Raw genomic sequence first — 24250 nt, 5'->3', positions numbered from 1 at the left:
CGCCAAGAACCAAGCATATTTTCTGTCTTGAATCTTGACTCTTGTTACCCTGCCTCTCCACAAATATGAAAGATTCGTTATTAATTAAAGCCGCATTTTCACAGCCAACAGAGCGACCACCGGTATGGATGATGCGCCAGGCAGGCCGTTTCATGCCCGAGTATTGGGAGATCAAGAACAAATATTCTTTCCTGGAGATGTGCAAAACACCCGAATTGGCTGCCGATGTAACCATGTTGCCGGTTGATTTGCTGGGGATAGATGCTGCTATTTTATTTTCAGATATATTAGTTACCGGCGAAGCTATGGGCGGTGACCTGAGCTTTACACAAGGCGTTGGCCCTAAGTTTGCTAACCCCGTACGCAAACAGGCTGATATTGATAACCTGCAAACCAATGTAGGTGACAAGCTGCAGTATGTTGCTGACGCTATAAAGGTGATACAGCAACGCCTTAATGGTAGTATCCCGCTGATTGGTTTTGCAGGTGCGCCATTTACTGTAATGAGTTACCTGGTTGAAGGCGGATCATCAAAAGATTTTAAGCTGACCAAGTTGATGCTGCATAATGAACCTGCAATGGCTCATCAGTTGCTATCAAAAATTGCCACCGTTACAGCCGATTACCTGAATATGCAGATAGCCGCAGGTGTTAACGCCGTACAGATATTTGACAGCTGGGCGCAGGCTTTATCATGGGATGATTATACAGAATTTTCGCACCGCTACATTACTGAGATCATCAGCAAGCTTGATAGAAAAGATATCCCGGTGATATCGTTCTGTAAGGGAAGTTCGGTATTTGCACCGCTAATGGCCGAGGCTAAACCGGATGTAATATCGATTGACTGGAATGTTGACCTGCTGGATATCAAGAACCGTTTACCAAAAGGCATTGCAGTACAGGGCAACCTTGATCCGCATATTTTATATGCTGATAAAAAAGTGATCAAAGAACGTATTTACCGCTTGTTTGACCGCATGAAAGGTGAACCGGGCTTTATTTTTAACCTGGGCCACGGCATTATGCCCGATATCCCATTTGATAATGTGAAGTACGCGGTAGAGGTGATAAAAAATTACCCCCCAACCCCCTAAAGGGGGAGTTATTGGGCTTTGGATAGTTTAATAATAAATTAATTAATTAAAAATTCCCCCTTCAGGGGGTTAGGGGGTATGTACCAATACGTTTTAGCCATACATATCATATTTGTAGTCTGCTGGATGGCTGGGCTGTTTTATATTGTGCGCCTGTTTATTTATCACAGGGAGGCGCAGGATAAGCCAGAACCCGCCCGTACAATCCTCTCAGAACAATTTGAAGAAATAGAGCGTAAGCTTTGGTGGATAATTGCTACGCCAAGCATGTACCTGGTAATTATTGCCGGTACAACCATGCTTTATTTAACACCTGCCTGGTTAAAACAACCCTGGCTGCATGTAAAACTTACTTTTGTGGCCGGCCTGATAGTTTATCATTTTATTTGCCAAAGTAAAATGAAGCAAATGGCTAAAGGTATCTACAAATGGACATCCATCCAGCTCCGTATCTGGAACGAGGTTGCTACCATATTACTGTTTGCCATTGTGTTTTTAGCCGTACTTAAAAGTGCTGTGAACTGGATATTTGGGGTAATTGGCATTATCCTTTTCAGCCTCATCATTATGTCGGCAGTGAAAGTTTATAAGTACTACCGGGAGAAGAAGTAGTTTTACTTCTGCAAATAAATCACCCCATCCTTCATTACCAGTCTTACCTGTTTAACTGATTTAATATCCTCAACGGGGTTTCCTTCTACGGCCACCAGATCTGCCAGGTAACCCGCTTTGATATTCCCCAGGTCTTTCAGTTCAAATACCTCTGCATTAACTGATGTGGCAGACCGCAGCACGTCAATATTTTTCATGCCATATTCGGCCATTAACAGCATTTCAAGCGCATTATTGCCATGAGTAAATACACCTACATCTCCGCCCATGCAAATGGTTACACCGGCTTTAAGGGCTTCGGTAAAAATCTCATGTTTATGCTTAACGGCTTCGGGGTTGGCGTCTACACCTTTCTTCCAGCCCCGGTAAGTGTTGGTAGATTCGGTTGCAGCAAGAGTAGGGCATAACGCGATTCCTTTGGCTTTCATTTGCTTAAACAGTTCAGGCGTGCCGCCGTCTCCGTGCTCAATGGTACTAACACCCGCTGCTATTGCACGGCGCATACCTTCTTCAGTGCCGGAATGTGCAACTACCTGTCTGCCGCTGCTGCCGGCAACTTGCACTGCTGTTTTCAATTCATCCAAAGTAAAAGTAGGGGCGGCAGTTTCATTTAGTCCCCAACGGTAATCAGCATAAAGCTTTATTACATCGGCACCATAACCTATTTGTGAGCGGATAACACGGGTTAATCCTTCTGCACCATCCGCCTGTTCAGCGCCTGTAGGTAGTACAGCTTCGGTAACATTGCTTTTTGGTCCGTAACTGCCTGTAGCTACAATTGCGCGGGTAGCAACCAGCATCCGCGGGCCGGGAATGACCCCTTTGTTAATAGCTCCCTTTAAGCCCACATCATCGTAACCGGCACCTTCGGTACCCAAATCACGCACAGTTGTAAAACCGGCCATTAACGTTGCTTTCGCATGTTCAACCGCACGTGCAGTACGCTCGGCGCGGCTCTCAGTCAATACCTGGTCGTTCCAACTGGTTTCGTTGTAAGGATGAAGAAATAAATGTGAGTGCCCTTCTATCATACCGGGCATTAAGGTTGTGCCTTTTAATTCTATAATTTTTGCGGATGCAGGGATTTTTATTGTTGAAGGCTCACCTACGGCTTCTATTCTTTTACCTTTTACTAAAACATACCAATTAGTATGCAGTTGCTTTCCGTCGAATACCCGGTCTGGCTTAATTAAGGTGTAAATGGTTGATGGAACCTCCTGAGCAATAACTCGCGGGGATGTAAATAATACGGAGATAATTATAAGTTTGATTATTTTCATTACAGATAAAGATAGCGTACTTTATAACAGGTTAATTCCGGATGAAAATTAATTAATTATTTTACAACCCATGCAACCATTTACGCTTCCTGTACATCTTACTGTTAAATGATGTTTTTGGAACCCAAACCCAATATCGACGATCTTGTAAAACGGTGTAAAGCCGGGCAGCGTAAAGCGCAGGAATTGCTATACAAGCAATTGGCCGGTAAAATGCTGGGCGTTTGCCTGCGGTATGCCACTGATAGGATGGAGGCCGAAGATATGCTGCAAAATGGCTTTATCAGGGTTTTTCAGAAAATGGACAGCTATAGGGGAGAGGGTTCTTTTGAAGGATGGGTTAGGCGTATTATGGTACATAGTTCAATTGAGTATTATCGTAACCATCATAAAATGATGCAGGTAGTTGATATAGACAACACGGGGCATGAACCCTCAGTGAATGCGGTTGCAGCAAGCAGCCTGGAGGCCAAAGATCTGTTATTGCTCATCAAGGACCTGTCGCCTGGTTATAGGATGGTGTTTAACTTGTACGCTATAGATGGTTATTCGCATAAAGAGATTGCAGAGATGACCGGTATAAGCGAGGGGGCATCAAAATCGCAGCTATCAAGGGCACGGGGAATATTGAAAGAGCAGATTTTAAAAATGGAGAAAAAAAGATATGGATATGCAGGATAAAGAAATTGATCAATTATTCAGATCGGAGTTTGAAGGTTTTGAGATTGAACCATCACCACAAGTGTGGGGAAATATTATTGATAAACTGAATGCCGACAGGCGCAAAAAAGCATTTTTCCCTTACTTAAGCATCGCGGCAAGCGTATTGGTTGTGATAGCTGTGGGGCTGTATTTTATACCCCAGGTAAAAGTACGTACTAAAAAACCGGTGCAAATTGCGGCTGCTAAAAACAATAATGAACCAAAAGTAATTATAGCACCTGCGGTGCCAGTTAAAGAGAATGATTTACGGAAGCCTTCACAAGGGGCTATTGCATCAGTAATAAAGGCTAACAAAGTACATAAAGGCAGCAAGATCCGCAGGGATAATGCAACTAAACCTGCCGAAGTGATTGATAAACCAATTGAACAGATTGCGGCTGTGATAGAAAGAAATAACGAAATACTAAAACCTACTGTACCTGATATTGAAACGCCTTTAAGTATAAAAACGCAGATCACAGATGATGTGCCATTAATAACCAGACCGAATGTTTTAATTGCACAAGTGCCGCAAGCTAAAGTAATTGCTGCCGCGCCCGCCAAAAAACGCCGTATAAGCAGCCTTGGCGACCTGATAAATGTGGTGGTAAGCAAGGTGGACAAACGCAAGGACAAGATCATAGAATTTACCAACACAGACGATGATGAGTCGACCATCAGCGGGCTTAATTTGGGGTTAATAAAAATTAAAAAACAAGACTAACGAATCTAATACACAAAATATGAAACGCTTAATATTTACCCTCTTAATATCCATGGTTACTGCCGGTGTATTTGCACAAATCACTCCCACCGATAGTACAAATACTGCCAAAGCAGATAGTGTTAAAGCTAAAAAAGGCGTAAAAGTAAAGCTTGGCTTTGGCGAAGATGCTGCCCAGGTATCAGTAAACGATAAGGATACAGTAGAGCATACATCAAAAGCGCCTGGGTTTTCATTCGGGCTTACCTTTACACGGTTTGATCTGGGGTTGGCAACGCTAATAGATAATGGCAGCTTTACCTTATCGCCAAACAATCAGTTTTTAAACTATCGCCAATGGAAAACCAGCAATGTAGGCTTTGATGTGATACAGTTTGGTTATCGCTTTAACAGTTCTTTCCGCATCTATGTAGCGGGTGGTTTTGATTGGACACACATTCGCCTGCGTAATGATATTACTATTCTGCGTAACCAACCTGTGTTAACTTACCAAACGGATGATATTCACTATAGTAAGAACCGCTTCTCATCAAGCTACTTGCGCATACCGTTAGGGTTTGATTTCCGGAGCCATGAAGATGCAAGTGGCCGCAGGTTCCATATAGTTGCCGGCCCTGATATTGGCATACTGCTAAACGGCCGCGTTAAACAAATCAGCGAAGAAAATGGCAAACAAAAGTTTGATGACAATTACCATTACGCCAAACTGCGCTATGGAATGTATGCCCGTTTGGGATACGGTTTCATGGGGATATTTGCCAAATATTATATGAACGATATGTTTGAGAATAGCCCCGACCAAAAAGGGTTAAAGAATTTCTCATTTGGCCTAAGCATAGGCTGGTAAGTATCAACTTATGGGTTTTAATATGGGCACATTCAGTGATAATCCCGGCAATCTTTAAATCCCAAAATCGTGTTATCTTCGCTTAATGTTAGAGGCGCCTTTTTTACAAGCAATTTCGGTAACTAAAACCTATAGTGGTGCAGAGGCATCAGGGATAAAAAACATCAGTCTGGACATTGAGCCCGGTAAAATAACCGCCATAATAGGCCAGAGCGGAAGCGGCAAAAGTACCTTACTAAGACTGCTTTATGGTTTGATGTCGCCGGATGAAGGGACTGTTAATTTTAAAGGTGAGCGTATTTGGGGACCCGAAGAAAAACTGATACCAGGTCATGACGCCATGAAAATGGTTACCCAGCATACTAATGACCTCAACCTTTTTGCACGTGTTTGGGATAATGTATCGGCCATGTTGCCCAGTACCAATGTAAAGCTTAAAGAAGAAAAAACTGAAGAGATCTTAACCCAGCTAAACATGATACAGCTGGCAAAGCAACGGGTAGCCGATTTGAGTGGCGGCGAAAAACAACGTGTAGCCATAGCACGTGCCATTATTACGCGGCCGGAGGTTTTATTACTGGATGAACCCTTTAACCAGGTAGATGCGTCTTTTAGGGAAGGCTTGCAGCACGATATAAGACAGATAGTAAAAGAAACAGGCCTTACAGTTGTTATGGTATCCCATGACCCCGCAGAGGTGCTTTCTATGGCCGATAAGCTGGTGGTGCTTAATAATGGTGAGATAGTAGAGGCTGGTCATCCAAAATCACTATATCAAAACCCGCTTAATTTATATACTGCAGAATTGCTTACCAACTGTAATGTGTTAAATGCCGGCGAAGCCAGGCTTTGCGGTATACAAACGCATAAAGAATATGTAGTAGTTTATCCGGAATGGATACGGATAAATAAAGTTCTTAGAACCAGTAACTGGAGGGTTCAGCAGGTTTTATTTAAAGGCTTTTATGAAGACCTGATACTGGAGAACAATGGCGTTTTACTGCGTGTGGTAAATGATGAAAGCGGAAAATACAATGAAGATGATGTGGTGAGCCTGAATATAAAGAAGTGGCTGGAATATTAGCGGCACCCACCGCCGGAAGCTTATAAAGATAGTCGCCCGCATGAGGCGGGCGACTATTAATTGTTTTATATCTCGAATGATGACAGGCGTACAAACTCTTGTACACGAGCAGCAATTTCTTCCTGAGAAAGATCCCTTATTTTTTCTGTTCCGAATTTTTCAACACAGAATGATGCCAATGCCGATCCAAAGATGATGGCATTTTTCATATTGTTGAAGTTAACCGTACCAACCTTGGCCATATAGCCAATAAAACCACCGGCAAAAGTATCGCCGGCACCGGTTGGGTCAAATACTTCGGCAAGCGGAAGGGCTGGTGCCGAAAAGATGTGATCTTCATGGAAAAGTAATGCACCGTGCTCACCCTTTTTAATGATCAGGTATTTTGGGCCCATGGTTAAAATTTTGCGGGCCGCTTTTACCAATGAGTACTCGCCTGATAGCTGGCGTGCCTCGGCATCATTAATAGTTAATACATCAATCATTTTAATAGTTTCCAGCAAATCATCCATTGCAATGTCCATCCAAAAGTTCATGGTATCCATTACAATAAGCTTAGGGCGGTTTTTAAGGCGGTTAATAACCGTTTGCTGCACTTGTGGGGTAAGATTACCCAGCATCAGAAATTCACAGTTCTGGTAAGCTTCAGGAATAACAGGGTCAAAATCAGCCAGGACATTTAATTCTGTGATCAGGGTATCGCGGCTATTCATATCATTATGATATTTTCCGCTCCAGAAAAATGATTTTTCGCCTTCTTTAATTTGTAAGCCTTCGGTATCAATTTTATGTTTATTGAGGTCTTCAATTTCCTCTTTAGGGAAGTCGTCACCAACAACCGCCACAATTTTAACCTTATCATAAAAATACGATGCAGCTAAACTTGCATATGTAGCGGCCCCGCCAACAATTTTATCAGTTTTCCCAAAAGGGGTTTCAATTGCGTCAAACGCCACAGTACCAATCACTAACAAACTCATGTAAAATATTTTTAATTTTTTTTTGACAAATATTGTGAAATTACATCAGAAATCATACTTTTGCACCACTCCAACCGGAAAATACTCCTGAGTAGCTCAGCTGGTTAGAGCATCTGACTGTTAATCAGAGGGTCGCTGGTTCGAGCCCAGCCTCAGGAGCAAAATGGCCTTAGCATGCCCGCTAAGGCCATTTTTAATTTCAGCCAATTTAAAATATGCGTTTGAAGCCAATAGAAGCACATTTTGGTTCGAGCCCAGTCTCGGCACAGAGACTGGAACATCGAACCGGCATTTATGCCCTTCAGGGCTTTTTTAAATCCTTACATAGTGATTTCCGCGCATTAAAATCTCCGGCAATTAATCCATATAGCCAATGCGATAGGCTGTAATAGATTGGATCGTTGATCCTTCCTTTTTTGATAGGATATGATAAAAGAGGGCAGCGAAATTATATTTGCTGCCGGCATATTAAAACAATGTAACCTAAAGTCTCTTTATTAAGAGCTTTAGGGCTGTGGCAGGCTAAAGGCAATAAAAAATTAGCCTATTTCTTTAAGATAACTTATGCTTTTCCGGATGCTTAAAAATTGATCTATTTTAAAATTTTCCTGTTCCACAATATAATATTTCACCCCGGCAGAATGGGCTTTACCAAGTATTGTTTTGTAATCTATACTTCCGGTTCCAATTTCTGTATTCAATGCCGGGTTCGTTTTATCCATATCCTTAATATGTATAAGCTTAAAACGGCCCGGATATTTCTTAAACAATTTCAAAGGATCTTCTCCCGCTCTAACCACCCAGTAAATATCCAACTCAAAATCTAATTGCTCCGTATTGGTATTGTTTAGCAGCATGTCAAATAACCGTTGGCCTTCTATGTTTTTAAACTCGAAATCATGGTTGTGGTAAGCCATTTTCAGCCCCGCCTCGTGAATTTTGGCCGCCGCCTGGTTGATTTTGTTAATAACATCCTCCATAGCCTTTGCGCTGTTTCGAAATTGCTCTCCCAGGTAAGGTAATACCACGTACTTTTGCCCGAGTATCTTTGCCGCCTCGATTGTCTGCTCCACCTGCGCTGTGTCACCAGATGAAAGGAATGTATCAAAAGAGTAGTGTGCGCTTGGTGCAGTTAGTCCATTATCGTCAAGGAGTTTTTTAAATTCAGTGGCAGAGAGTCCCCAAAAACCATTGGTTTTAGAATAACCAAAGGGCTCTACCTGTTTGTAGCCGGCCAGGGCTATTTTTGGTATAATCGTTTTAACATCTTTTGGCAATTGCTCCCTGAAAGCAAATAATTGCAAACCAAAAGGTCGATTTGTTTTTGCGGATAACAAACCCGGTATTAGCATCATGCCGGCAGACATAACGCCGGCTTGTTGCAGAAAAGTTTTTCTATTTATCATAATTTACAGTGTTACAAGTTGAAAAATAAGTTTCTTAAGTTGGCGCTGATAACGAATATCCAGCGGATCAGCCTGTTGTATGCAGGCTTCTCCCGTCAATTTTACCATTGCCTACAGCTCTTTTATCTTGATGTTTCTGAATGAAATTCCGGTCGACCAGTCCTGTAGTGATATCCTGCCGCTGAAGTGCTTTCCAAATTCGGGAAAGGATTTAAAATGGGAGGCTGCAACAGCTTTTTTCCAGGCATCAGATTTTAGATCTTCGCTGCAGGTAAGAACGCCGTTAAGGAAAAACTCGATTTTGCCGTCCATTTGCCTGATTTCAGCGTGATTCCACTCGCCGGTGGGTTTATTCTTGACCGGGTTTTTTTGCGGAGAAAAACCGTATAAACAACCTGAACGTGATTTTGGCTGCGGATAATCAAGGTGCGACTTATCGAGCAGCTGATATTCAGGACCGGATGCCCATGCGGTCGGTATATCTTTCCTTTCCAGGACGTTGATGAAAACACCACTATTTCCCCCTTTGGGCAGTTTCCAGTCAAACTTCAGGTCAAAATTTTTATACTCGTTATCGCTTACCAGGTCACCCACTCCAGACTTATCTTTCGGATCGCAAAAAAGCTCACCGTTGCCAGCCTTCCAAAAGGTAAACGGACCTTTTGAGTTATAGAGATGCCAGCCTGCTGTCGAGTGTCCATCGAATAACAACTTCCAGCCCGCCTTTTTTTCAGCAGGCGTAAGTTCATTGTTCTTATTGCCAACTATTGCGTAGCAATTAATAATTAATGCCAGCACAGTGGCTGCCATTACTACTCTTCTGTTCTTTGTCTTCATTTATTTTAAGTTTATTGGTTAATATTTAGTGCCTCGCTTACAAGATCAAAATCAGTTCACTATCATTTTATTTTGAGGATAAAAGCGATCATACTCTTTGCGTCTTCCTTAGTGAGTGACGGATGAGGGCCCATGGAAGCATCGCCCCAGTTCCCCGAGCCTCCTTTAATTACTTTGGCTGAAAGTAGATCAAGGTCTTTACCAGTATACCTCATTGCTATACTGCGGAAAGCAGGGCCGATTAGCTTCTCCCGTTCTCTATGACAATTCCGGCAGTCGCTCTGAATAATGAGCTGCGCCCCTTTGTCAGAAGATGTTGCCAGCGTAACAACCGGTGAGGAGGATACAACGCTGTCGGCATTGTCTGGGCCCAATTTCGGGCTGGCTGATTTAGTGCTATCAGCAAAGTTCTGTGGTGCAGTATTGCGACCGCAGGAATTGATCGCAATAGATAGTGTAATTAAAAAAAATGCTTTTCTTAACATAATTTACGGTTTAAATTTTGCACCTGTTTTGAAACGGTGCTACGCCTTTAATAATAACATTTTGCAAAATTATGCAAATTTGTATAATTTTGCAAAATGTTATTATTAAATGATTCTACTGATGTTAAATCAGTAACCAAAGCAAAATTGGCCACGCAAGCCATATTCCTGATATGCGGCATTGGCGTATCCAGTTGGGCGGTCATGGTTCCATTTGCGAAAAGCCGCTTGCATCTCAACGACGCTGAACTTGGCGGGCTGCTGTTACTTTTAGGTGCAGGTTCCGTAGCCATGATGCCCCTGACAGGGATTCTTATGGGGCGCATTGGTAGCCGGCGGCTCATTTTTATTGCTGCCATCGTGATAGCGCTTTGTTTACCTTTATTACTGATCCTGAACACACCATTGACGCTTGGTATTGCCTTGTTCTTTTTTGGCGCGGGTATTGGAACAATTGATGTAGCAATGAATGCACACGGCGTACAGGTACAAAATTTATACGGCAAACCAATCATGTCTTCGCTGCATGGGCTTTTCAGCGTAGGCGGGTTGTTAGGGTCATTTGGATTGGGCTTCCTGATCCGGTTGGGAGCGCAGCCATTTTATGCCGCTATGATTATTGCTTTGAGTTTATTGCTTATTGTAATTATTGGCTATCGTTTTCTTTTTAACCGTAATGCGGAAGCGGCCGCCGTCAAGCGCTTTTCGTCAGTAGTGCACGGTATAAGCGGGCAGATGACAAATGCCTGGCTTAGTCCTGCAGCAGTATTTCTTGGGGTGCTTTGTTTCGCCGTGTTTCTGGCAGAAGGGGCCATGCTGGATTGGTCGGCGCTTTTCCTGAAAGAATATCGTGGTATTGATCCCTCGCTGGCAGGTGCCGGTTATGCGGCATTTTCTGTAGCAATGGCGACAACACGCCTTTTTGGGGACCGTTTAGTAGCTTGGCTAAAGAGCGACCGCATCGTCATTTTTGGCTCGCTGGTCGCAGGAACCGGCATGTTTATTGCCATCAGCCTGCCCTGGTTGGCCGGTACCTTATTTGGTTTTTTCCTGATCGGTTTAGGTGCTGCCAATGTAGTGCCTGTCTTTTTCAGCGAGGCAGGTCGCCTGAAAGGCGTGAGTAGTGCGATGGCGGTATCCGTTATTGCCACCTTAGGTTATGGCGGACAATTGGCTGGCCCGGCATTTTTGGGCTTTATCGCACAACATTTTACCCTGCCTGTTGCGCTTGGCGTTGTGGGTATTTTACTATTTTTTGTTACCATTGCATATGGAATCCGCCGGATGAAAATGGGAAGTAATAATTAAACAATGGTAAAGGAAGAACGATATGAACTGATCCTTAAAGCGCTCGAAACTGATGGTAAAGTTGGTTTTGATAATCTTGCACTTAAATTTGACGTTTCGTCAGATACAGTTCGGCGCGATATTGAACAGTTGAACAAAATGGGCCTTCTTTCAAAGATAAGGGGGGGAGCAGCCGTGCGGTCGAAATTACCCTTTGCATTCCAGGATCGTGTTCATGAGTTCAACGAGGGAAAGAAAATCATCGCGCTGAAAGCCCAGCAGCTGATAAAGTCCGGTCAAACCATATTTATGGATGGTGGTACCACCAATTGCGCGGTGGCAACACATTTCCCTGTCGATATTAATTTGCGGGTGATTACCAATAATCTCGCGCTTCTCCCGATACTTTCTCATTTCCCCAACATTGAGATTGTAGTTCTTGGTGGCGTTTATTACAGGGAATTAGAAATCAATGCAGGCCAGCAAACCTGTGATAATGCGGCACAATATGTGGCGGACCTATACCTGATGGGAACTTGTGGGGTCGACAGTCAAATGGGTATTACCGCACTCCTCCGTGAAGATGGAGAAGTGAAGCAGGCCATGCGCCGTTCGGCACTAAAAACGGCGATACTAAGCGACCGTCAAAAACTCGGCATCATCGAGTATTTTAAAGTAGCTGATATTTCTGAGGTGCATACGCTCATCACCGATCTGCCCGGTACACATGCTTCCTTAGATGCTTTCCGGACTCAATCCCTGCAAATACAATAATGATCAATACATTTTAAGGCGAGGGGTAACTATATGGTGACATGGAATGACGGTAAAGTGACCAGCTACAAGATCGGATCCTGTTTGGGTCATAAGGTCAAGGTGAATGACAAAATTGAATTAATCAGCGTTACAAAAAATCAATCTTTTTTAAATTAGAATCCCATATACACTTTTTTGTTGCCCTATTCACTGACAAATGAAACACCACTTTGGAGATTTTTTAGACAGAACAGACAGTTATTGGACTATTGTTCCAAACAGGGAACGATATGCTTATGCTGCTGACATTGATATTACCGACAAGGAAGCAGTAAAGATTTTAACAATTTATAAGGGTCACGTAAATTGGGAACAAGTTTTTGACTGTCCAAATATTGAAGAACTTACTTTACACGACCCGAGTAAAGAACAGGTTGAAAAGATACAGCAATTGAAATCACTTAAAAGATTGAGAGTGACTTTTTTTAGGGCAAAGGATATTGAATTTGTTGGCGATTTATATAATTTGGAAGAAGTCATCCTTGAATATGTATCGGGATTTTCTGACCTGTCACCACTACAAAAATTGACAAAATTAAAATCCCTGCATCTTGAAAATTTGCGAAGAGTCTCAAACTTTGATGGCCTCAAAGGTATCAATAGTTTGAGGTATTTACATATTGACGGAACGTTGGACTGGAATCAACCAATTGAGGACTTCACCTTTTTAGCCGGACTACCAAATATCGAAGTATTTTCATTAGGCTTTATAACAAGCAAAGCTGAATTTCCTGCATTTTTACCTGCATTGAACTCGAAAAAGTTAAAAAAAATAAAAATTGGACGAACTACATTTAAAACAAATGAATATGCATTTTTACAAGTTGCTTTACCGCAAGTTGAAGGTTGTTCATGGGATCTATGCTGGGACTATCACGACAATTTTGAGTTTTTAGGTAAACGAGCCGGCTTTGTAAAAAAGAGTAGCCCAAATGCGAAAGCGCGATGTGACGAGTTTGTTGAACTTTATACTAAAATGAAAAACGAATCAGAAGAACTTATAAAAAACTCCCGTAGCTAACAAGCCATTGATATAAAATTCAGGTTTCACTAGTTAGCTGTAATCGTTAATATCTTTTAAAGGATCCTCCCCAATATTTGCAATTCTTATCAAATCTTCCATCAAAGTTTCGGGAGGGCCATTATGAGGAGCAAAAGTATAGCTTATCGTAAATGCAAACTCACCAATAGTTTTGAAATATATAAGGCCTTGCAAAAAATATCCTTTATTTTTTGATAATTTAGTCATGGATCAATTGATAGATACAATATGACCGTTACAGAGATTCTTACCAAACTTGAGGCCATGGGGAGCGAAAAATTGCGCCTCCAAAATATCAGGCACGGAGCGCATGAAAACCAATTTGGGATAAAGCGGGGAGATATCAGGACACTGGCCAATATGATCAAAACCGATCATGAGCTGGCTAAGGCCTTATGGGAGACCGGCAATATTGATGCAAGGTTCCTGGCAATATTAATTATCAACCCAAAGCGGTTATCTATTACCGAATTGGACAGCATGGCCCGGTCTGAACGGTTTGCCGAGGTGATCGACTGGCTATACGCTTATGTGATTAAGGAACACCCTGACAAGGAGCAATTGCGGCAGCAATGGCTGCTGGCTGAGGCTCCGATGGCTGTACGCCTGGGCTGGAGCCTTACCAGCGGACGGGTGGCAAGAAGTCCTGAGGGGCTTGACCTCCCGACTATTCTTGACCGGCTCGAAGCAGAAATGCCAGGTGCTCCGTCTGAGGTACAATGGACGATGAATACCACGCTGGCGCAGATCGGCATCAACCATCCTGCTTACCGGGAGCGTGCGCTCGCCATTGGAGAGCGGTTGGGTATTTACCGCGATTATCCCGTATCGAAAGGCTGCACTTCTCCTTTTGCTCCAATCTGGATCAATGAAATGGTTAGGCGGCAGGGCTAATTGCTTCTGATCTTTTCTTTATTTAAACCCAAATATTAACGGAAATAGAAAGGTTACAATAATTGTCCATACGAAGTAAACGGGCAGGTAGAAGGCAATGGCTTTCCCCACTCCGGTTATGTCGGCTTTTTTTGAAAGTACCCTGAAAAGTTGCGCAGTTACCAAGAGCAGATTGATTAAAATTAAGACATTGCCACCCAAAACCGCAGTCCTGTTTGGTGTGAATCCCCATTCTGAAATCCGGTACAAAATGGCAGAAAGCGCAACGCCATTAACCAATATGGTTATAGCAGATAGCAGGAAAAGAACCCAGATTTGTGTAGAACTTTTAGTTGTCTTTGATGTTTCGGCAACAGAAAAGAAGATAATGGCCATAACGCCGATTAATAAAGCATTAAAAATGAGTAAAAACTCGCGGTCATTATAAGGGTTTTTACGCGAATAAACTATTGCTATAAGATAAACCACCAGCATTACTGCTACCAGCGGACTGAATAGTTTAGCAATTACCGGAGAAACTTTTCCTACTAATTGCGGATTGGTTTGGGTAAGGTAGGTGCCTACAATTGGTGCGGCGGCAAGCCCGAATATTCCAACATTTTTGAAATAAAACTCTTCAATATTAAAACCGATCAGCGAAAAAAGTCCGATGGTTATACCGGTCATAATTGCTCCTGCTATCAGGATGAGCGTTGTCATCACTACCAGGTCGCCGTTATACTTTAAAAAGCTGAGTCGTTTTTGCTCGTCATTTCTTATCTCACCAACAAAAGCAAAACCTAATACCGACCATAGAAATAAAAGTAAATGAATGCACGACAAAATCAAGGTATCGCTTTTTTTAACATTTGGAAGGAAATTGATAAAAATCACACCCACAAGAGTTGCACCAACAATAAAAGTAATTTTACTGGTTGATAATTTGTTTTTCCATGCAAAATAAGCTGTTAAGAGCGGGAAGACAATAAAACCGATGTTCCTGGGGTAGAAAAAATCTTCATTTATAGAAAAAAATGCCGGCAGTTTTGCGATAATACCTGCCATTAACGAAGCAATTATAACAAATAATAATTCCCTGCTTGTGCCCCAGTTAATCTCGTCACTTTCGTATTTCAATCTTTCATTCCAGAAATCAGCGAGTGTGTTGCCTTTAAGCTCCGGATATAGTGTACTGAACGCCCGCTTAAAATTCCCTTTGTTAGTCCGATATATTTTTTCGAGTTGCCCGGGGTCGTTTATATGGGCGAGTATTTCGTCTTTCATGAGTTTTTACTTTGAATATTTTTAGTTAAAATTTTTAATTCTGATCGGTTAGCACTGTTCAATTCCACAAAGTGCCGTTTAATCCTAAAACAAAACCAAGCCACAGCCCAATAATGTATACAAGCAGGCTTAATATAATAGTTAACGCCTTTTTCCAACCACCCTGGTTAAACACGTTGTCCATGAAGTAATAAAATAAACCACCCGTTGCACCCGCCAACGGAACTATAACCAGGGGTTTAATCATCCATAGGTTTCCCCAGTCCGGGTTAGGCTCCCTAACACCAAGTAAAAAAATTGCGATCAGGATAAGGGCAATCCCTGCCCCTAATAACATGCATTTAGCTAATGAAGCCGGATGAATTGGTTGTGTTGTTAAATTGTTTGTGTGCGTCATGATAATTGGTTTTATAAGTTATAAATAATTTTTGATGTTTTATTAAAGTACTTTGAAATGCAAAGTATGAATATAAAAAAAATGTTAATTGTCTTTTCTGTTACTCAAATAAGCTGTTGCAGTGCATCTTATATTTTCTGGATATTTTTGTTGGGTATTCATTTAAAAGTACTTTGTATTTCAAAGGTATTATTTATTTTCATTTAAACAAATACAATCAATAGAATTTTTATATGGATAACAAAAATGGCTGTGCCATCAGCACAGCCATTTCTACCTGGGGGCCAGGAGCAGCTTGTTAACTATTTTACAGTTAAAATAAAGGATTCATTCTGAAATATGTTCCGCCTGCAAAACTGATCACATAATCTGATTTGAAATGCCCGCTTTTCTTATAATAATCTGTGGTAATAATTTGAGCGCCGGATTGCATAGCAGCGTTAAAACTACTCTTATCATTTGCCCTTGCTTCCTGCGTATCACTATCAGCCCTGGTACGGATAATGTACCCTTTTTTTACTAAAGCGCTAATCTGAGCAAGACCTTTTTTAGCACTATTAATAACGTGTATAGCGGCTTCGGGCGTGCCTGGTTCAGCATTAACAAAAAGCAACCTGCCTTTTAATGATGGATGCCCGGCTATATAAACGTTGGTTTTAGGGCTTGTTTCATCAAGCAGGAATATAAATTTGCCTTTAGCCTGTTTTAATGTTGGCCAGTTTTGATGCAGCACGGCGTCTTCAAGTGTATTATAATTACCCCTAACATTATCTGGTGTAATTAAATGGTCAGTACCCAAATTATCTGCAATTTCTTTATCCAATTTATCATAAATTGAAGAAGTAAACTTATCCGGTATAGTAAATCCGGGCTTTTTCATTGGCTCATCCTTAGCGTTCATGGTTATGAATATAGGATGATGATCAGGGTGCGCGTCAGACCATTTTTTAAGTTCTTGCAGGCATTGTTTAAAGGTGAGACAATTGCTCCTGTAATCAATATCCTGCACATGAAAAACCTTAAATCCAGGTTGTTTCATTACACCTTCTGTATCATAAGCCGGCTGCCCGGGAGCCCAGTCAAGCCCTTTTGGATGCGCATATTTGCCACCTGCGGTATCGGCATATACATCAATCTCCAGGTTTAAAAGCCCCAAATTAAGCTGGTCTGTTAGGCTGATATGGCTATAATCAATCTTACTCATCCCTACAGAATCTGCCTTTTGCAATATTTTGAATAACCTGGGGTCAATGGCTTTTTTGTAGCTGTTATGAGAGCCAATAACCTGTATATGGTTAATAGGCACATTATCGCCCGGGTCACTTTTAGATATAGGTAATAGCGTAATTAGTAATAAGCCAAATATAGCTTTCATATAATGTAGTATGTAAAACAGCCGGCATAACGCCGGCTGTTAGTTATTTTATTATAAACAATTAATAACCCGGGTTTTGAACCAGGTTAGGATTAAGTTTAATTTCTGCTGCTGGTATTGGATAAAGTCTGCGACTAACATCTTTATTCATGGTCAATACATCATTCGGAAGAGGGTATTCCACCTCAAACTGTCCAAAACGGATAAGATCATTACGGCGCCATGCTTCCCATGAAAATTCGCGGGCGCGTTCATCCAGTAAACCCTGCAAATTAATACCACCAACTGCAGGTGCACCGGCACGGGCACGTATCTGGTTAACCAATACATCAGGAGTTTGCAGCTGGCCATTAACAGTAGTGGCAGTTGCACCGCGTAATATAGCTTCTGCCTTCATCATCATTACATCGGCCAGGCGAAATACGGGTACATCATTACCATTTAAGCGGGTAGCCTGTATAATAGTTGGATCCGGATAATATTTTATAGAACGTACACCTTGCGACTGGCTGGCGATGGTATTACCTACATCCATAGGTTTGCCAGGTACAAGGGTAAGTTTAGGTTCTATATATATTTGAGTTGTAGTGCTTGGATAATATACCGGCTGGCTTGTAAACCCACCGCTGCCATCCGGGGCAAACTGTGGCCCGGCAAGCCATGTTTTGGTACGTGCATCGCCAGGTAAATTAAACCTGTTGTAAAATTCAGGTGTAGTACTCATGGCTATACTTAAACCTACGTTAAAACCATAAGCGTTTACCAGGTAATAAAAGAAACCAAACCTTGTAAACTGGTTACCCGGTATTTGCTGATCATAAGGTATGGCAAATATGGTTTCGTTTATCTGCGGGCCATTGTTAGGTAAAAATATATCGCGGTACTTTGCATCAAGGCTGTAGTTGGTATTCTTTAAAATACTATCAGCCATGGCAACTGCTTCTGTATATTTTGGAGCACCGATATATACCTGTGCATTTAGGTACATTTTCTCTAATAATGCAAACGCCATAGCTTTGGTTGGGCGGCCATAGTATAAGGTGGCATTAGCACTGGTTTTTGCAGGCAATTGCTGCAATACGGCTAACAATTCACTTTCAATATATTGAAATACTTTAGCACGTGATTGTGTTGCCGGTAAAGTAGCTACAGGGAAATCTGTAATAATAGGAACGTTACCATACAAATCCATCATAAAGTAGGTATAAAGTGCGCGCATGGCCCTAACCTCTGCAATTGAGGTTATTTTTTTTGCCTCAGGTGATGGACCATCGTTAATAACGCTGATGATACGGTTACAGGTGTTGATACCACCAAAACCCCATTGCCAAACGCCGGCAACGTTAGGGTGATCAAATGTCCAGGAGTGATAATGTAACTGACGGTATTGGCCACCATCATCAAAGTTACCATCGCGTGCCGGTAATATGGCCTCGTCTGTTGATAGTTCCTGCATGCGCCAGTAAGGCACTGCATAGTTTGATGACAGGTTGGAGTAAATGGTACCTGTTAAAGCGTTAAAATCAGCATCGGTAACCGGGAAATTTGATTTTACGTATTGCGATTCTACCGGCACATCTAATTTTGTACATGAATATGTGCTCATGATTACAACAACTGCTGCACATAATATAAATATCTTTTTCATTTTTTTAAGTGTTGAATTATTAAAATGATGCGTTTACACCGAAACTGAAAGTGCGGGTTTTAGGATAAAAGTCCCTGTTATCAATACCTGGTGTTAAACCGCCTATGTTGATCTCCGGATCAATACCGCGGTACTTAGTTATAATAAATATGTTGTTCCCTGACAAGTACAGGCGGATGCTTTTTATTGCTTTAACTTTTGGCCTTATGGTATATCCAAGGGTTGCGTTATCCAAACGCAGGTATGAGCCGCTTTCCAGGTAACGGTCTGATACCAAGTAAGCATTGATGTCTTTATAAGATTCGCCTAGGGTAAACGTTGGGATATTTTGAAATTTAGAATCGGCAGGGTTATTCAGGGCTGCAAGTGTGCCATTTAATATTTTGTTGCCATAAACTCCGCGAATCAGGAAATTAAAGTCGAAGTTTTTATAGAAGAAACTATTGCTAAAACCATAAACAAACTTAGGCTGCGCATTACCACTAATGCGCTGGTCGGTTGATAAGGGTTGGCTGGCAATTGTGGTACCATCAGCTTTTTGATAAGTACTTACTCCGTTTGCATTTTTACCCATGTAATGCCATAAGTTGAAAGTACCGATGGGATATCCCGGCTGTATGATCTGGCTGCTTAAAAACGACTGCCCTTTACCACCCAGCTGTGCTGTAGGAAGGTTTACGGCCACAAATTTATCATTAGATAAACTTTCCACTACGTTTTTGTTATGAGAGAAATTTAAAGAGGTACGCCATGTAAAGCTATTTGATTTTACAGGTATGGCGCTTACTATAACTTCTACACCGCTATTTTTTATTTTACCAACGTTAGCAGTAAGGTTAGGAACAAAATATTGTGTGGTAGATACCTGGTAACTGGTGATCAAATCGGATGTTTTCTTGATATAGTAATCAACCGAGCCTGTTATACGGTTACCAAGCAGTCCAAAATCTAAACCAATATTTGTAGTGGCAGTGCTTTCCCATTTCAGGTCAGGGTTAGGATTACGAACCGGACCAATAGGATTGGTGATAACTCCGTTACTTAAAAACTTACCACCACCCGGAGGAATACCATAAATTAACTGTGCAGTAAATGCATCAAAACCTAAACTGTTACCAGATACGCCATAGCCGGCCCTTAATTTCAGGTCGGTAATAGCGGGAATACTTTGCATGAAATTTTCCCCTATTATTCTCCATCCTGCCGATACCGCAGGAAAATAACCGTGGCGGTTATTTAAACCAAATGCCGATGAACCGTCCTCCCTTAATGATGCCTGTAACAAATACTTATCATTATACTGGTATTGTACACGCCCGTAATAAGATATTAGCCTTAATGTGGAGATATAATTTTGATTAAATGCGATTTGGGCCAAGCTGGTAGGATTGGAAAGAAAAAGGTTGTTATAAGTTAGATTGTCATTTGAAAAACCTTGTGTTTGCACACCAAAGCCATCATTGGTACGATCCTGCTGATAAGAGTAACCACCTAATAACTTTATGGAATGCAGGCCAAATTCCCTGTCGTAATTTAAGTACCCTTCCACAACATTAAACGTGTTTGTAAAAGCACTGCGGTTAGCTACACCGCCAGCACCAACAACCAAACCAGATTTGCTATTGTAGTAAGAATTGATATTATTTTGGTCTTTTTGGGTTGATCCGCTAAGGGTGAATTTCAACCCTTTTAAAATATCAACCTGTGCAACACCATTGATAAGGGTTTTATTGTTATCCGTTTTTATAAAGTTATTATCAATTAATGATAATGGGTTTAGTGTGCCGCTGCCGGTACGTGCAAAGTTTTCTTTATAACTGCCATCCGGGTTAAACGGACTTACTGTTGGCAAATAAAACAATATGCCTGATAATACCTGGCTTTGAACAATATCGTTGTTTTTGGTAGCGCTGTTAGTAAGTGTTAATCCAAGCTTAAGCCTATCGTTAAAAAAACGCTGGTTTATATATCCTTTAAAAATAGTACGTTGTAAACTGGTGTTTTGTAAAATGCCATTATTTTTAAAGTAGTTTACACTTGCTCCATAATCAGAATTGTTGCCCGCACCACCATAAGAAAGGTTATGGCTTTGTGAATAACTTGTTCTTTGGGCAAGCTGCTGCCAGTTGGTATTTGAACCGTCATCATCTAATGGCTTTGCCAACGGTGTTACACCATTATCTGCTAAATACTTTCTCAGTTCATCGCCGGTAAGTACGTCTATAGTGTTTGATACTTTTTCTGTAGCACCGTAAGCACTGTAATTAAGCCTGGTTTGGCCTGTTTTTGATTTACGTGTAGTAACAATTATTACTCCATTTGCGGCACGCGAACCATAGATAGCTGTTGATGATGCATCTTTTAATACATCTATACTTTCAATATCGGCAGGTGCAAGCAGGTCTATAGATGCACCGGGCACACCGTCAATTACGTAAAAAGGCTCCTGGGCTGCACCTTCGCGCAGGGTAGAGGGCCCCCTTAAAATAGTTGCAGGTTGTTTGTTTGGGTCACCGCTTTTGGTAATATTTAAACCCGCAACTTTACCTTGCAGTAACTGGGCAGGAGTAGTTAGCACGCCCGGATTAAACTCTTCGGCTTTTATAGAAGTTATAGCACCTGTTACATCCCTTTTGCTTGATGTACCGTAACCAATAACTACTACATCTTTAAGTAGTTTAGCGTCTGGTAAAAGGCTGGTGTTAACCGTGTTGCTGCTGCCTACGGTCACTTCTTTTTGGATGTAGCCAATAAAGCTGAACCTTAACGTAGCATTATTGCCGGTAATGGTTAACGAATAGTTACCTTTTACATCTGTCATGGCACCTGTACTACTTCCTGTAACCATTACAGATACGCCTGGAAGAGGCTCATTCTTTTCGTCGGTAACGGTACCTTTAATGTTTCTGCTGGTTTGTGATAATGCGGGTGATACGCTGAAGATGATAGCGCATAATAGCATCACCCATTGCCTTGAATGATAAATACTACCATTAAAAAAACGCTGGTAAGTTTGTTTCATAAATGAATGAGATTTAGTGGGGTATAGATATTTGATTAAATTAAGTGCAAAGTAATGGAAGTCTTATTATGAAAATATCAATTGAACATTAGCTTATTGCCAAATTTTGCAATCAAATTGTTGCCTTGTATTTAATTAATAAACATAGTGTTAACTATTTGTTAATAATGATTTAAAGCCGGATGTATACTTCAATAGGTTTTAAATAAAAGGGCTGTCATTTATATGATAGCCCTTTGTATACGATGTTATTGGCAGATAGGTTATTGAAACTTTTGAGGTGTTCAATACGCTTAGAGAAGGGGGGTAAAAACGGTACCCAGCGGAGAAATAATTGTAAATGCTATTAAGCATGGCCAGGATGATTTTATTCCCTGAAAAAGAGGAATTTCTTTATAAACTTGAAAACCTGATGTGTACATTAGTTGCGCAGTGATAACATCTATGCACTGTTGAATAATATTTTTAGTATGCATATTAAATCATACCTTAAATTATCCTAACGCTTATAACATGTCAACATCATCAGCAAAACTAACCCTTCACGAAGACTGGACAGTGGTTATTTTGGGTTCATTGATTATCATACTGGCTATTGCCGGGTTCCTGTTACCCGTTCCTGTTTTTGGCTGGAAAACAACAGCCGAACTTTCAGAAAAAGTTTTAAGCTCGGCCAATCTTTTAAAGATGCTTATGCAGTTTGTATTTGTACTTGTAATAGGTGGTGTTGGTGCGCTGATGATCGGTAAGTCTGTAAAGAATTATGCGTTGGGCTTCCCGCTGGTTTACCTGCTTACTATGATCGCGCTTGTAATGGCGGGCAGTAAGCAAGCTAAATCACTTAATCTGGAAGCCGTAATTTTTAGTCTGCTGATTGGGCTCGTCATCAGCAATTTCTTTAAGTTGCCAGAGTGGTTAAAGTCTTCATTATCCACCGAGCTGTTCGTAAAAATAGGATTGGTGCTGTTGGGAACCAGTGTTATTTTCACTGATATACTTAAAGCAGGTTCGCTTGGTTTGATCCAGGCATTGGCGGTAGTTACCTCTGTTTGGTACTTTGCTTTTTGGGTTTGTAAAAAGTTAAAGGTTGATGACGAAATGTCAATGATGATATCAAGCGCGGTATCCATTTGCGGGGTGTCGGCCGCTATTGCTACAGCCGGTGCCATAAAAGGCGACCCTAAAAAACTCTCTTATGTTATCTCGATGGTTTTAATAACCGCCATCCCCATGATGATATTTATGCCTGTAATTGCTCATTATTTTAAATTTTCGCAAGAGGTTACGGGGGCATGGCTGGGCGGCAGTATTGATACCACCGGGGCGGTAGTAGCCTCCGGTACATTGGTTGGCGAAATAGCTTTAAAGATCAGTACTATTGTCAAATTCTCGCAGAATGTGCTGCTGGGGCTGGCGGCTTTTGCTATCTCCGTTTATTGGACCTACACCAAACACCCTGCATCAAAAGATAAAGACACCAAACCATCTTTAGGCGTAATTTGGGAACGTTTCCCCAAGTTTGTATTGGGTTTTATTGGCGCGTCGTTATTGTTCTCATTCGTAGTTTCGCCGGCCACAAATGTACTGGTAAAAGATAGCCTTAAAAACCTGCAAGGTTTATGGTTTGCTTTGGCCTTTACAAGCATTGGGTTAGAAACCAACTTTAAAGATCTGTTCAATGAGAACAGTAAAAAACCATTGTACGCGTTTTTGATAGCGCAAACGTTCAATATATTCATCACACTGGGTATCGCGTTAATTCTTTTTTAAAGTTAAATCCTATCAACTGCTCTGCATTACCGGCATTAAATTACGGTTAATGCCCTATTGGGTATGCAATAGGCCATAGCTATTCACATTTCCAATATCAGCCCCAATTAATAGCTCAAACAACTCGCCTAAACTTAATTGATAAGGCAATAGGGGGATTGCTACGACATTGTTACATTGAGAATATTTTAAACTTAATTACCTGTAATATAGGTGGTTAGTTTTGGGCGCATTCCAAAGCTGGCAGGCATGTGTATCATTCTTCGTTTTTAGCCGTAATCCATCGATACAAACCCTGTATTCGCCGATACATAAAGTTAAGAACAGGTATAATTTTATTTATTTACCACAGTTAAATAGCGGCATTAAGCCTAAACTATATCACCATCCAAATGAAGAGAACATCGACCCAAATTAAAGTATTACTATTAGTATTAATAACTGCCGGCCTTAGCGCTTGTGTGAAAAGCAACGATGCCGTAGCCCCCGTTTTATCTACGATGGTAACGTACGATGTGGTTATTGACCCAACATCAACCAGCGCATGGAGCGGTGGCTTTTTAACCAGCGGAACAGCATCATTTACAGCTTACGGTGTTTGCTGGAGCGCTACCAACCAGGAACCCACTATTGCCGATTCAAAAACCTCAGAGACCATACTTTTAACATCATACACCAGTAA

General features: G+C 41.4%; 23 protein-coding genes and 1 tRNA gene. 13 read left to right on the top strand and 11 right to left on the bottom strand.

What is annotated here, in order from left to right; all coding sequences use genetic code 11:
• Positions 1-65 precede the first annotated feature (65 nt).
• Together hemE and WC743_RS25935 are read left to right on the top strand one after the other, a co-directional pair.
• Positions 66-1097, top strand: a complete 1032-nt coding sequence (hemE, locus tag WC743_RS25940) for a uroporphyrinogen decarboxylase (protein ID WP_373016465.1) — start codon at positions 66-68, stop codon at positions 1095-1097.
• A 78-nt stretch (positions 1098-1175) separates the two neighbouring features.
• Positions 1176-1709, top strand: a complete 534-nt coding sequence (locus WC743_RS25935) for a CopD family protein (protein ID WP_373016464.1) — start codon at positions 1176-1178, stop codon at positions 1707-1709.
• A gap of 2 nt (positions 1710-1711) precedes the next feature.
• Here the strand turns inward: WC743_RS25935 and WC743_RS25930 are convergent, their stop codons facing one another.
• On the bottom strand, positions 1712-2989 hold the full coding sequence (locus WC743_RS25930; protein ID WP_373016463.1) for an amidohydrolase family protein: 1278 nt from the start codon (positions 2987-2989) through the stop codon (positions 1712-1714).
• A gap of 108 nt (positions 2990-3097) precedes the next feature.
• On the opposite strand from WC743_RS25930, the gene WC743_RS25925 reads away from it, so the two are divergent.
• From WC743_RS25925 to WC743_RS25910, 4 genes are all read left to right on the top strand, one after another.
• Entirely contained in the window at positions 3098-3670 is a 573-nt protein-coding gene (locus tag WC743_RS25925; RefSeq protein ID WP_373016462.1) for an RNA polymerase sigma factor, read from the top strand.
• Complete coding sequence (locus WC743_RS25920; RefSeq protein WP_373016461.1) at positions 3654-4415, top strand: hypothetical protein; 762 nt, start codon at positions 3654-3656, stop codon at positions 4413-4415. Before WC743_RS25925 ends, WC743_RS25920 begins: the two co-directional genes overlap by 17 nt.
• Before the next feature lie 19 nt (positions 4416-4434).
• Positions 4435-5262: an outer membrane beta-barrel protein gene (locus WC743_RS25915; RefSeq protein ID WP_373016460.1), complete on the top strand. Its 828-nt coding sequence runs from the start codon at positions 4435-4437 to the stop codon at positions 5260-5262.
• Between the two features lie 85 nt (positions 5263-5347).
• The gene (locus tag WC743_RS25910) at positions 5348-6346 is read left to right on the top strand and encodes an ABC transporter ATP-binding protein (protein ID WP_373016459.1); all 999 of its coding nucleotides are present in this window, start codon (positions 5348-5350) and stop codon (positions 6344-6346) included.
• A 65-nt stretch (positions 6347-6411) separates the two neighbouring features.
• Here the strand turns inward: WC743_RS25910 and WC743_RS25905 are convergent, their stop codons facing one another.
• Positions 6412-7326, bottom strand: coding sequence for a PfkB family carbohydrate kinase (locus tag WC743_RS25905; protein WP_373016458.1), 915 nt, complete (start codon positions 7324-7326; stop codon positions 6412-6414).
• Positions 7327-7411: 85 nt separating this feature from the next.
• On the opposite strand from WC743_RS25905, the gene WC743_RS25900 reads away from it, so the two are divergent.
• Positions 7412-7485: transfer RNA gene (locus WC743_RS25900), tRNA-Asn, on the top strand.
• A gap of 380 nt (positions 7486-7865) precedes the next feature.
• On the opposite strand, the gene WC743_RS25895 is transcribed toward WC743_RS25900, so the two are convergent.
• The 3 genes from WC743_RS25895 to WC743_RS25885 all read right to left on the bottom strand — a co-directional run bounded on the left by WC743_RS25895 (position 7866) and on the right by WC743_RS25885 (position 10054).
• Entirely contained in the window at positions 7866-8732 is an 867-nt protein-coding gene (locus tag WC743_RS25895) for a sugar phosphate isomerase/epimerase family protein (RefSeq protein WP_373016457.1), read from the bottom strand.
• Positions 8733-8843: 111 nt separating this feature from the next.
• Positions 8844-9569, bottom strand: coding sequence for a DUF1080 domain-containing protein (locus WC743_RS25890; protein ID WP_373016456.1), 726 nt, complete (start codon positions 9567-9569; stop codon positions 8844-8846).
• A 62-nt stretch (positions 9570-9631) separates the two neighbouring features.
• On the bottom strand, positions 9632-10054 hold the full coding sequence (locus WC743_RS25885) for a c-type cytochrome (RefSeq protein WP_373016455.1): 423 nt from the start codon (positions 10052-10054) through the stop codon (positions 9632-9634).
• Between the two features lie 96 nt (positions 10055-10150).
• On the opposite strand from WC743_RS25885, the gene WC743_RS25880 reads away from it, so the two are divergent.
• The 3 genes from WC743_RS25880 to WC743_RS25870 all read left to right on the top strand — a co-directional run bounded on the left by WC743_RS25880 (position 10151) and on the right by WC743_RS25870 (position 13178).
• Positions 10151-11362 (top strand): MFS transporter, encoded by a 1212-nt coding sequence (locus WC743_RS25880; protein WP_373016454.1) that lies wholly within the window; start codon positions 10151-10153, stop codon positions 11360-11362.
• A gap of 3 nt (positions 11363-11365) precedes the next feature.
• Positions 11366-12115 carry a DeoR/GlpR family DNA-binding transcription regulator gene (locus WC743_RS25875; protein WP_373016453.1) on the top strand — a complete coding sequence of 250 codons (750 nt, stop codon included), beginning with the start codon at positions 11366-11368 and terminating at the stop codon, positions 12113-12115.
• Between the two features lie 199 nt (positions 12116-12314).
• On the top strand, positions 12315-13178 hold the full coding sequence (locus WC743_RS25870; RefSeq protein WP_373016452.1) for a hypothetical protein: 864 nt from the start codon (positions 12315-12317) through the stop codon (positions 13176-13178).
• A gap of 33 nt (positions 13179-13211) precedes the next feature.
• Here the strand turns inward: WC743_RS25870 and WC743_RS25865 are convergent, their stop codons facing one another.
• Positions 13212-13406, bottom strand: a complete 195-nt coding sequence (locus WC743_RS25865; protein ID WP_373016451.1) for a hypothetical protein — start codon at positions 13404-13406, stop codon at positions 13212-13214.
• Positions 13407-13427: 21 nt separating this feature from the next.
• Between WC743_RS25865 and WC743_RS25860 the strand changes: the two genes are divergently transcribed.
• Positions 13428-14093 (top strand): DNA alkylation repair protein, encoded by a 666-nt coding sequence (locus tag WC743_RS25860; RefSeq protein WP_373016450.1) that lies wholly within the window; start codon positions 13428-13430, stop codon positions 14091-14093.
• Positions 14094-14111: 18 nt separating this feature from the next.
• Here the strand turns inward: WC743_RS25860 and WC743_RS25855 are convergent, their stop codons facing one another.
• The 5 genes from WC743_RS25855 to WC743_RS25835 all read right to left on the bottom strand — a co-directional run bounded on the left by WC743_RS25855 (position 14112) and on the right by WC743_RS25835 (position 21798).
• Positions 14112-15356 carry a hypothetical protein gene (locus WC743_RS25855; RefSeq protein WP_373016449.1) on the bottom strand — a complete coding sequence of 415 codons (1245 nt, stop codon included), beginning with the start codon at positions 15354-15356 and terminating at the stop codon, positions 14112-14114.
• 58 nt (positions 15357-15414) lie between these two features.
• Positions 15415-15753: a hypothetical protein gene (locus tag WC743_RS25850; RefSeq protein WP_373016448.1), complete on the bottom strand. Its 339-nt coding sequence runs from the start codon at positions 15751-15753 to the stop codon at positions 15415-15417.
• A 313-nt stretch (positions 15754-16066) separates the two neighbouring features.
• Positions 16067-17128 carry a phosphatidylinositol-specific phospholipase C1-like protein gene (locus WC743_RS25845; protein ID WP_373016447.1) on the bottom strand — a complete coding sequence of 354 codons (1062 nt, stop codon included), beginning with the start codon at positions 17126-17128 and terminating at the stop codon, positions 16067-16069.
• A gap of 61 nt (positions 17129-17189) precedes the next feature.
• Entirely contained in the window at positions 17190-18776 is a 1587-nt protein-coding gene (locus WC743_RS25840) for a RagB/SusD family nutrient uptake outer membrane protein (RefSeq protein WP_373016446.1), read from the bottom strand.
• 19 nt (positions 18777-18795) lie between these two features.
• Complete coding sequence (locus WC743_RS25835; RefSeq protein WP_373016445.1) at positions 18796-21798, bottom strand: SusC/RagA family TonB-linked outer membrane protein; 3003 nt, start codon at positions 21796-21798, stop codon at positions 18796-18798.
• Positions 21799-22311: 513 nt separating this feature from the next.
• On the opposite strand from WC743_RS25835, the gene WC743_RS25830 reads away from it, so the two are divergent.
• Together WC743_RS25830 and WC743_RS25825 are read left to right on the top strand one after the other, a co-directional pair.
• Positions 22312-23568 carry a YeiH family protein gene (locus WC743_RS25830; protein ID WP_373016444.1) on the top strand — a complete coding sequence of 419 codons (1257 nt, stop codon included), beginning with the start codon at positions 22312-22314 and terminating at the stop codon, positions 23566-23568.
• A gap of 392 nt (positions 23569-23960) precedes the next feature.
• Positions 23961-24250, top strand: a 290-nt coding sequence (locus WC743_RS25825; RefSeq protein ID WP_373016443.1) for a hypothetical protein, incomplete at its 3' end; no start/stop codon positions are given.

The organism is Mucilaginibacter sp. (assembly GCF_041660805.1).
In the GTDB taxonomy this organism is placed as follows: Bacteria; Bacteroidota; Bacteroidia; order Sphingobacteriales; family Sphingobacteriaceae; genus Mucilaginibacter.
This window is presented reverse-complemented; position numbering and strand designations above follow the sequence as displayed.

Excerpts from the sequence above, each read along its gene's own strand:
- WC743_RS25875 (WP_373016453.1), top strand. The coding sequence starts at position 11,366 with ATGGTAAAGGAAGAACGATATGAACTGATCCTTAAAGCGCTCGAAACT.
- hemE (WP_373016465.1), top strand. The coding sequence starts at position 66 with ATGAAAGATTCGTTATTAATTAAAGCCGCATTTTCACAGCCAACAGAG.
- WC743_RS25925 (WP_373016462.1), top strand. The coding sequence starts at position 3,098 with ATGATGTTTTTGGAACCCAAACCCAATATCGACGATCTTGTAAAACGG.
- WC743_RS25915 (WP_373016460.1), top strand. The coding sequence starts at position 4,435 with ATGAAACGCTTAATATTTACCCTCTTAATATCCATGGTTACTGCCGGT.
- WC743_RS25860 (WP_373016450.1), top strand. The coding sequence starts at position 13,428 with ATGACCGTTACAGAGATTCTTACCAAACTTGAGGCCATGGGGAGCGAA.
- WC743_RS25880 (WP_373016454.1), top strand. The coding sequence starts at position 10,151 with ATGTTATTATTAAATGATTCTACTGATGTTAAATCAGTAACCAAAGCA.
- WC743_RS25855 (WP_373016449.1), bottom strand. The coding sequence starts at position 15,356 with ATGAAAGACGAAATACTCGCCCATATAAACGACCCCGGGCAACTCGAA.
- WC743_RS25890 (WP_373016456.1), bottom strand. The coding sequence starts at position 9,569 with ATGAAGACAAAGAACAGAAGAGTAGTAATGGCAGCCACTGTGCTGGCA.
- WC743_RS25930 (WP_373016463.1), bottom strand. The coding sequence starts at position 2,989 with ATGAAAATAATCAAACTTATAATTATCTCCGTATTATTTACATCCCCG.
- WC743_RS25865 (WP_373016451.1), bottom strand. The coding sequence starts at position 13,406 with ATGACTAAATTATCAAAAAATAAAGGATATTTTTTGCAAGGCCTTATA.
- WC743_RS25835 (WP_373016445.1), bottom strand. The coding sequence starts at position 21,798 with ATGAAACAAACTTACCAGCGTTTTTTTAATGGTAGTATTTATCATTCA.
- WC743_RS25895 (WP_373016457.1), bottom strand. The coding sequence starts at position 8,732 with ATGATAAATAGAAAAACTTTTCTGCAACAAGCCGGCGTTATGTCTGCC.
- WC743_RS25920 (WP_373016461.1), top strand. The coding sequence starts at position 3,654 with ATGGATATGCAGGATAAAGAAATTGATCAATTATTCAGATCGGAGTTT.
- WC743_RS25885 (WP_373016455.1), bottom strand. The coding sequence starts at position 10,054 with ATGTTAAGAAAAGCATTTTTTTTAATTACACTATCTATTGCGATCAAT.
- WC743_RS25910 (WP_373016459.1), top strand. The coding sequence starts at position 5,348 with ATGTTAGAGGCGCCTTTTTTACAAGCAATTTCGGTAACTAAAACCTAT.
- WC743_RS25830 (WP_373016444.1), top strand. The coding sequence starts at position 22,312 with ATGTCAACATCATCAGCAAAACTAACCCTTCACGAAGACTGGACAGTG.
- WC743_RS25850 (WP_373016448.1), bottom strand. The coding sequence starts at position 15,753 with ATGACGCACACAAACAATTTAACAACACAACCAATTCATCCGGCTTCA.
- WC743_RS25905 (WP_373016458.1), bottom strand. The coding sequence starts at position 7,326 with ATGAGTTTGTTAGTGATTGGTACTGTGGCGTTTGACGCAATTGAAACC.
- WC743_RS25840 (WP_373016446.1), bottom strand. The coding sequence starts at position 18,776 with ATGAAAAAGATATTTATATTATGTGCAGCAGTTGTTGTAATCATGAGC.
- WC743_RS25935 (WP_373016464.1), top strand. The coding sequence starts at position 1,176 with ATGTACCAATACGTTTTAGCCATACATATCATATTTGTAGTCTGCTGG.
- WC743_RS25845 (WP_373016447.1), bottom strand. The coding sequence starts at position 17,128 with ATGAAAGCTATATTTGGCTTATTACTAATTACGCTATTACCTATATCT.
- WC743_RS25870 (WP_373016452.1), top strand. The coding sequence starts at position 12,315 with ATGAAACACCACTTTGGAGATTTTTTAGACAGAACAGACAGTTATTGG.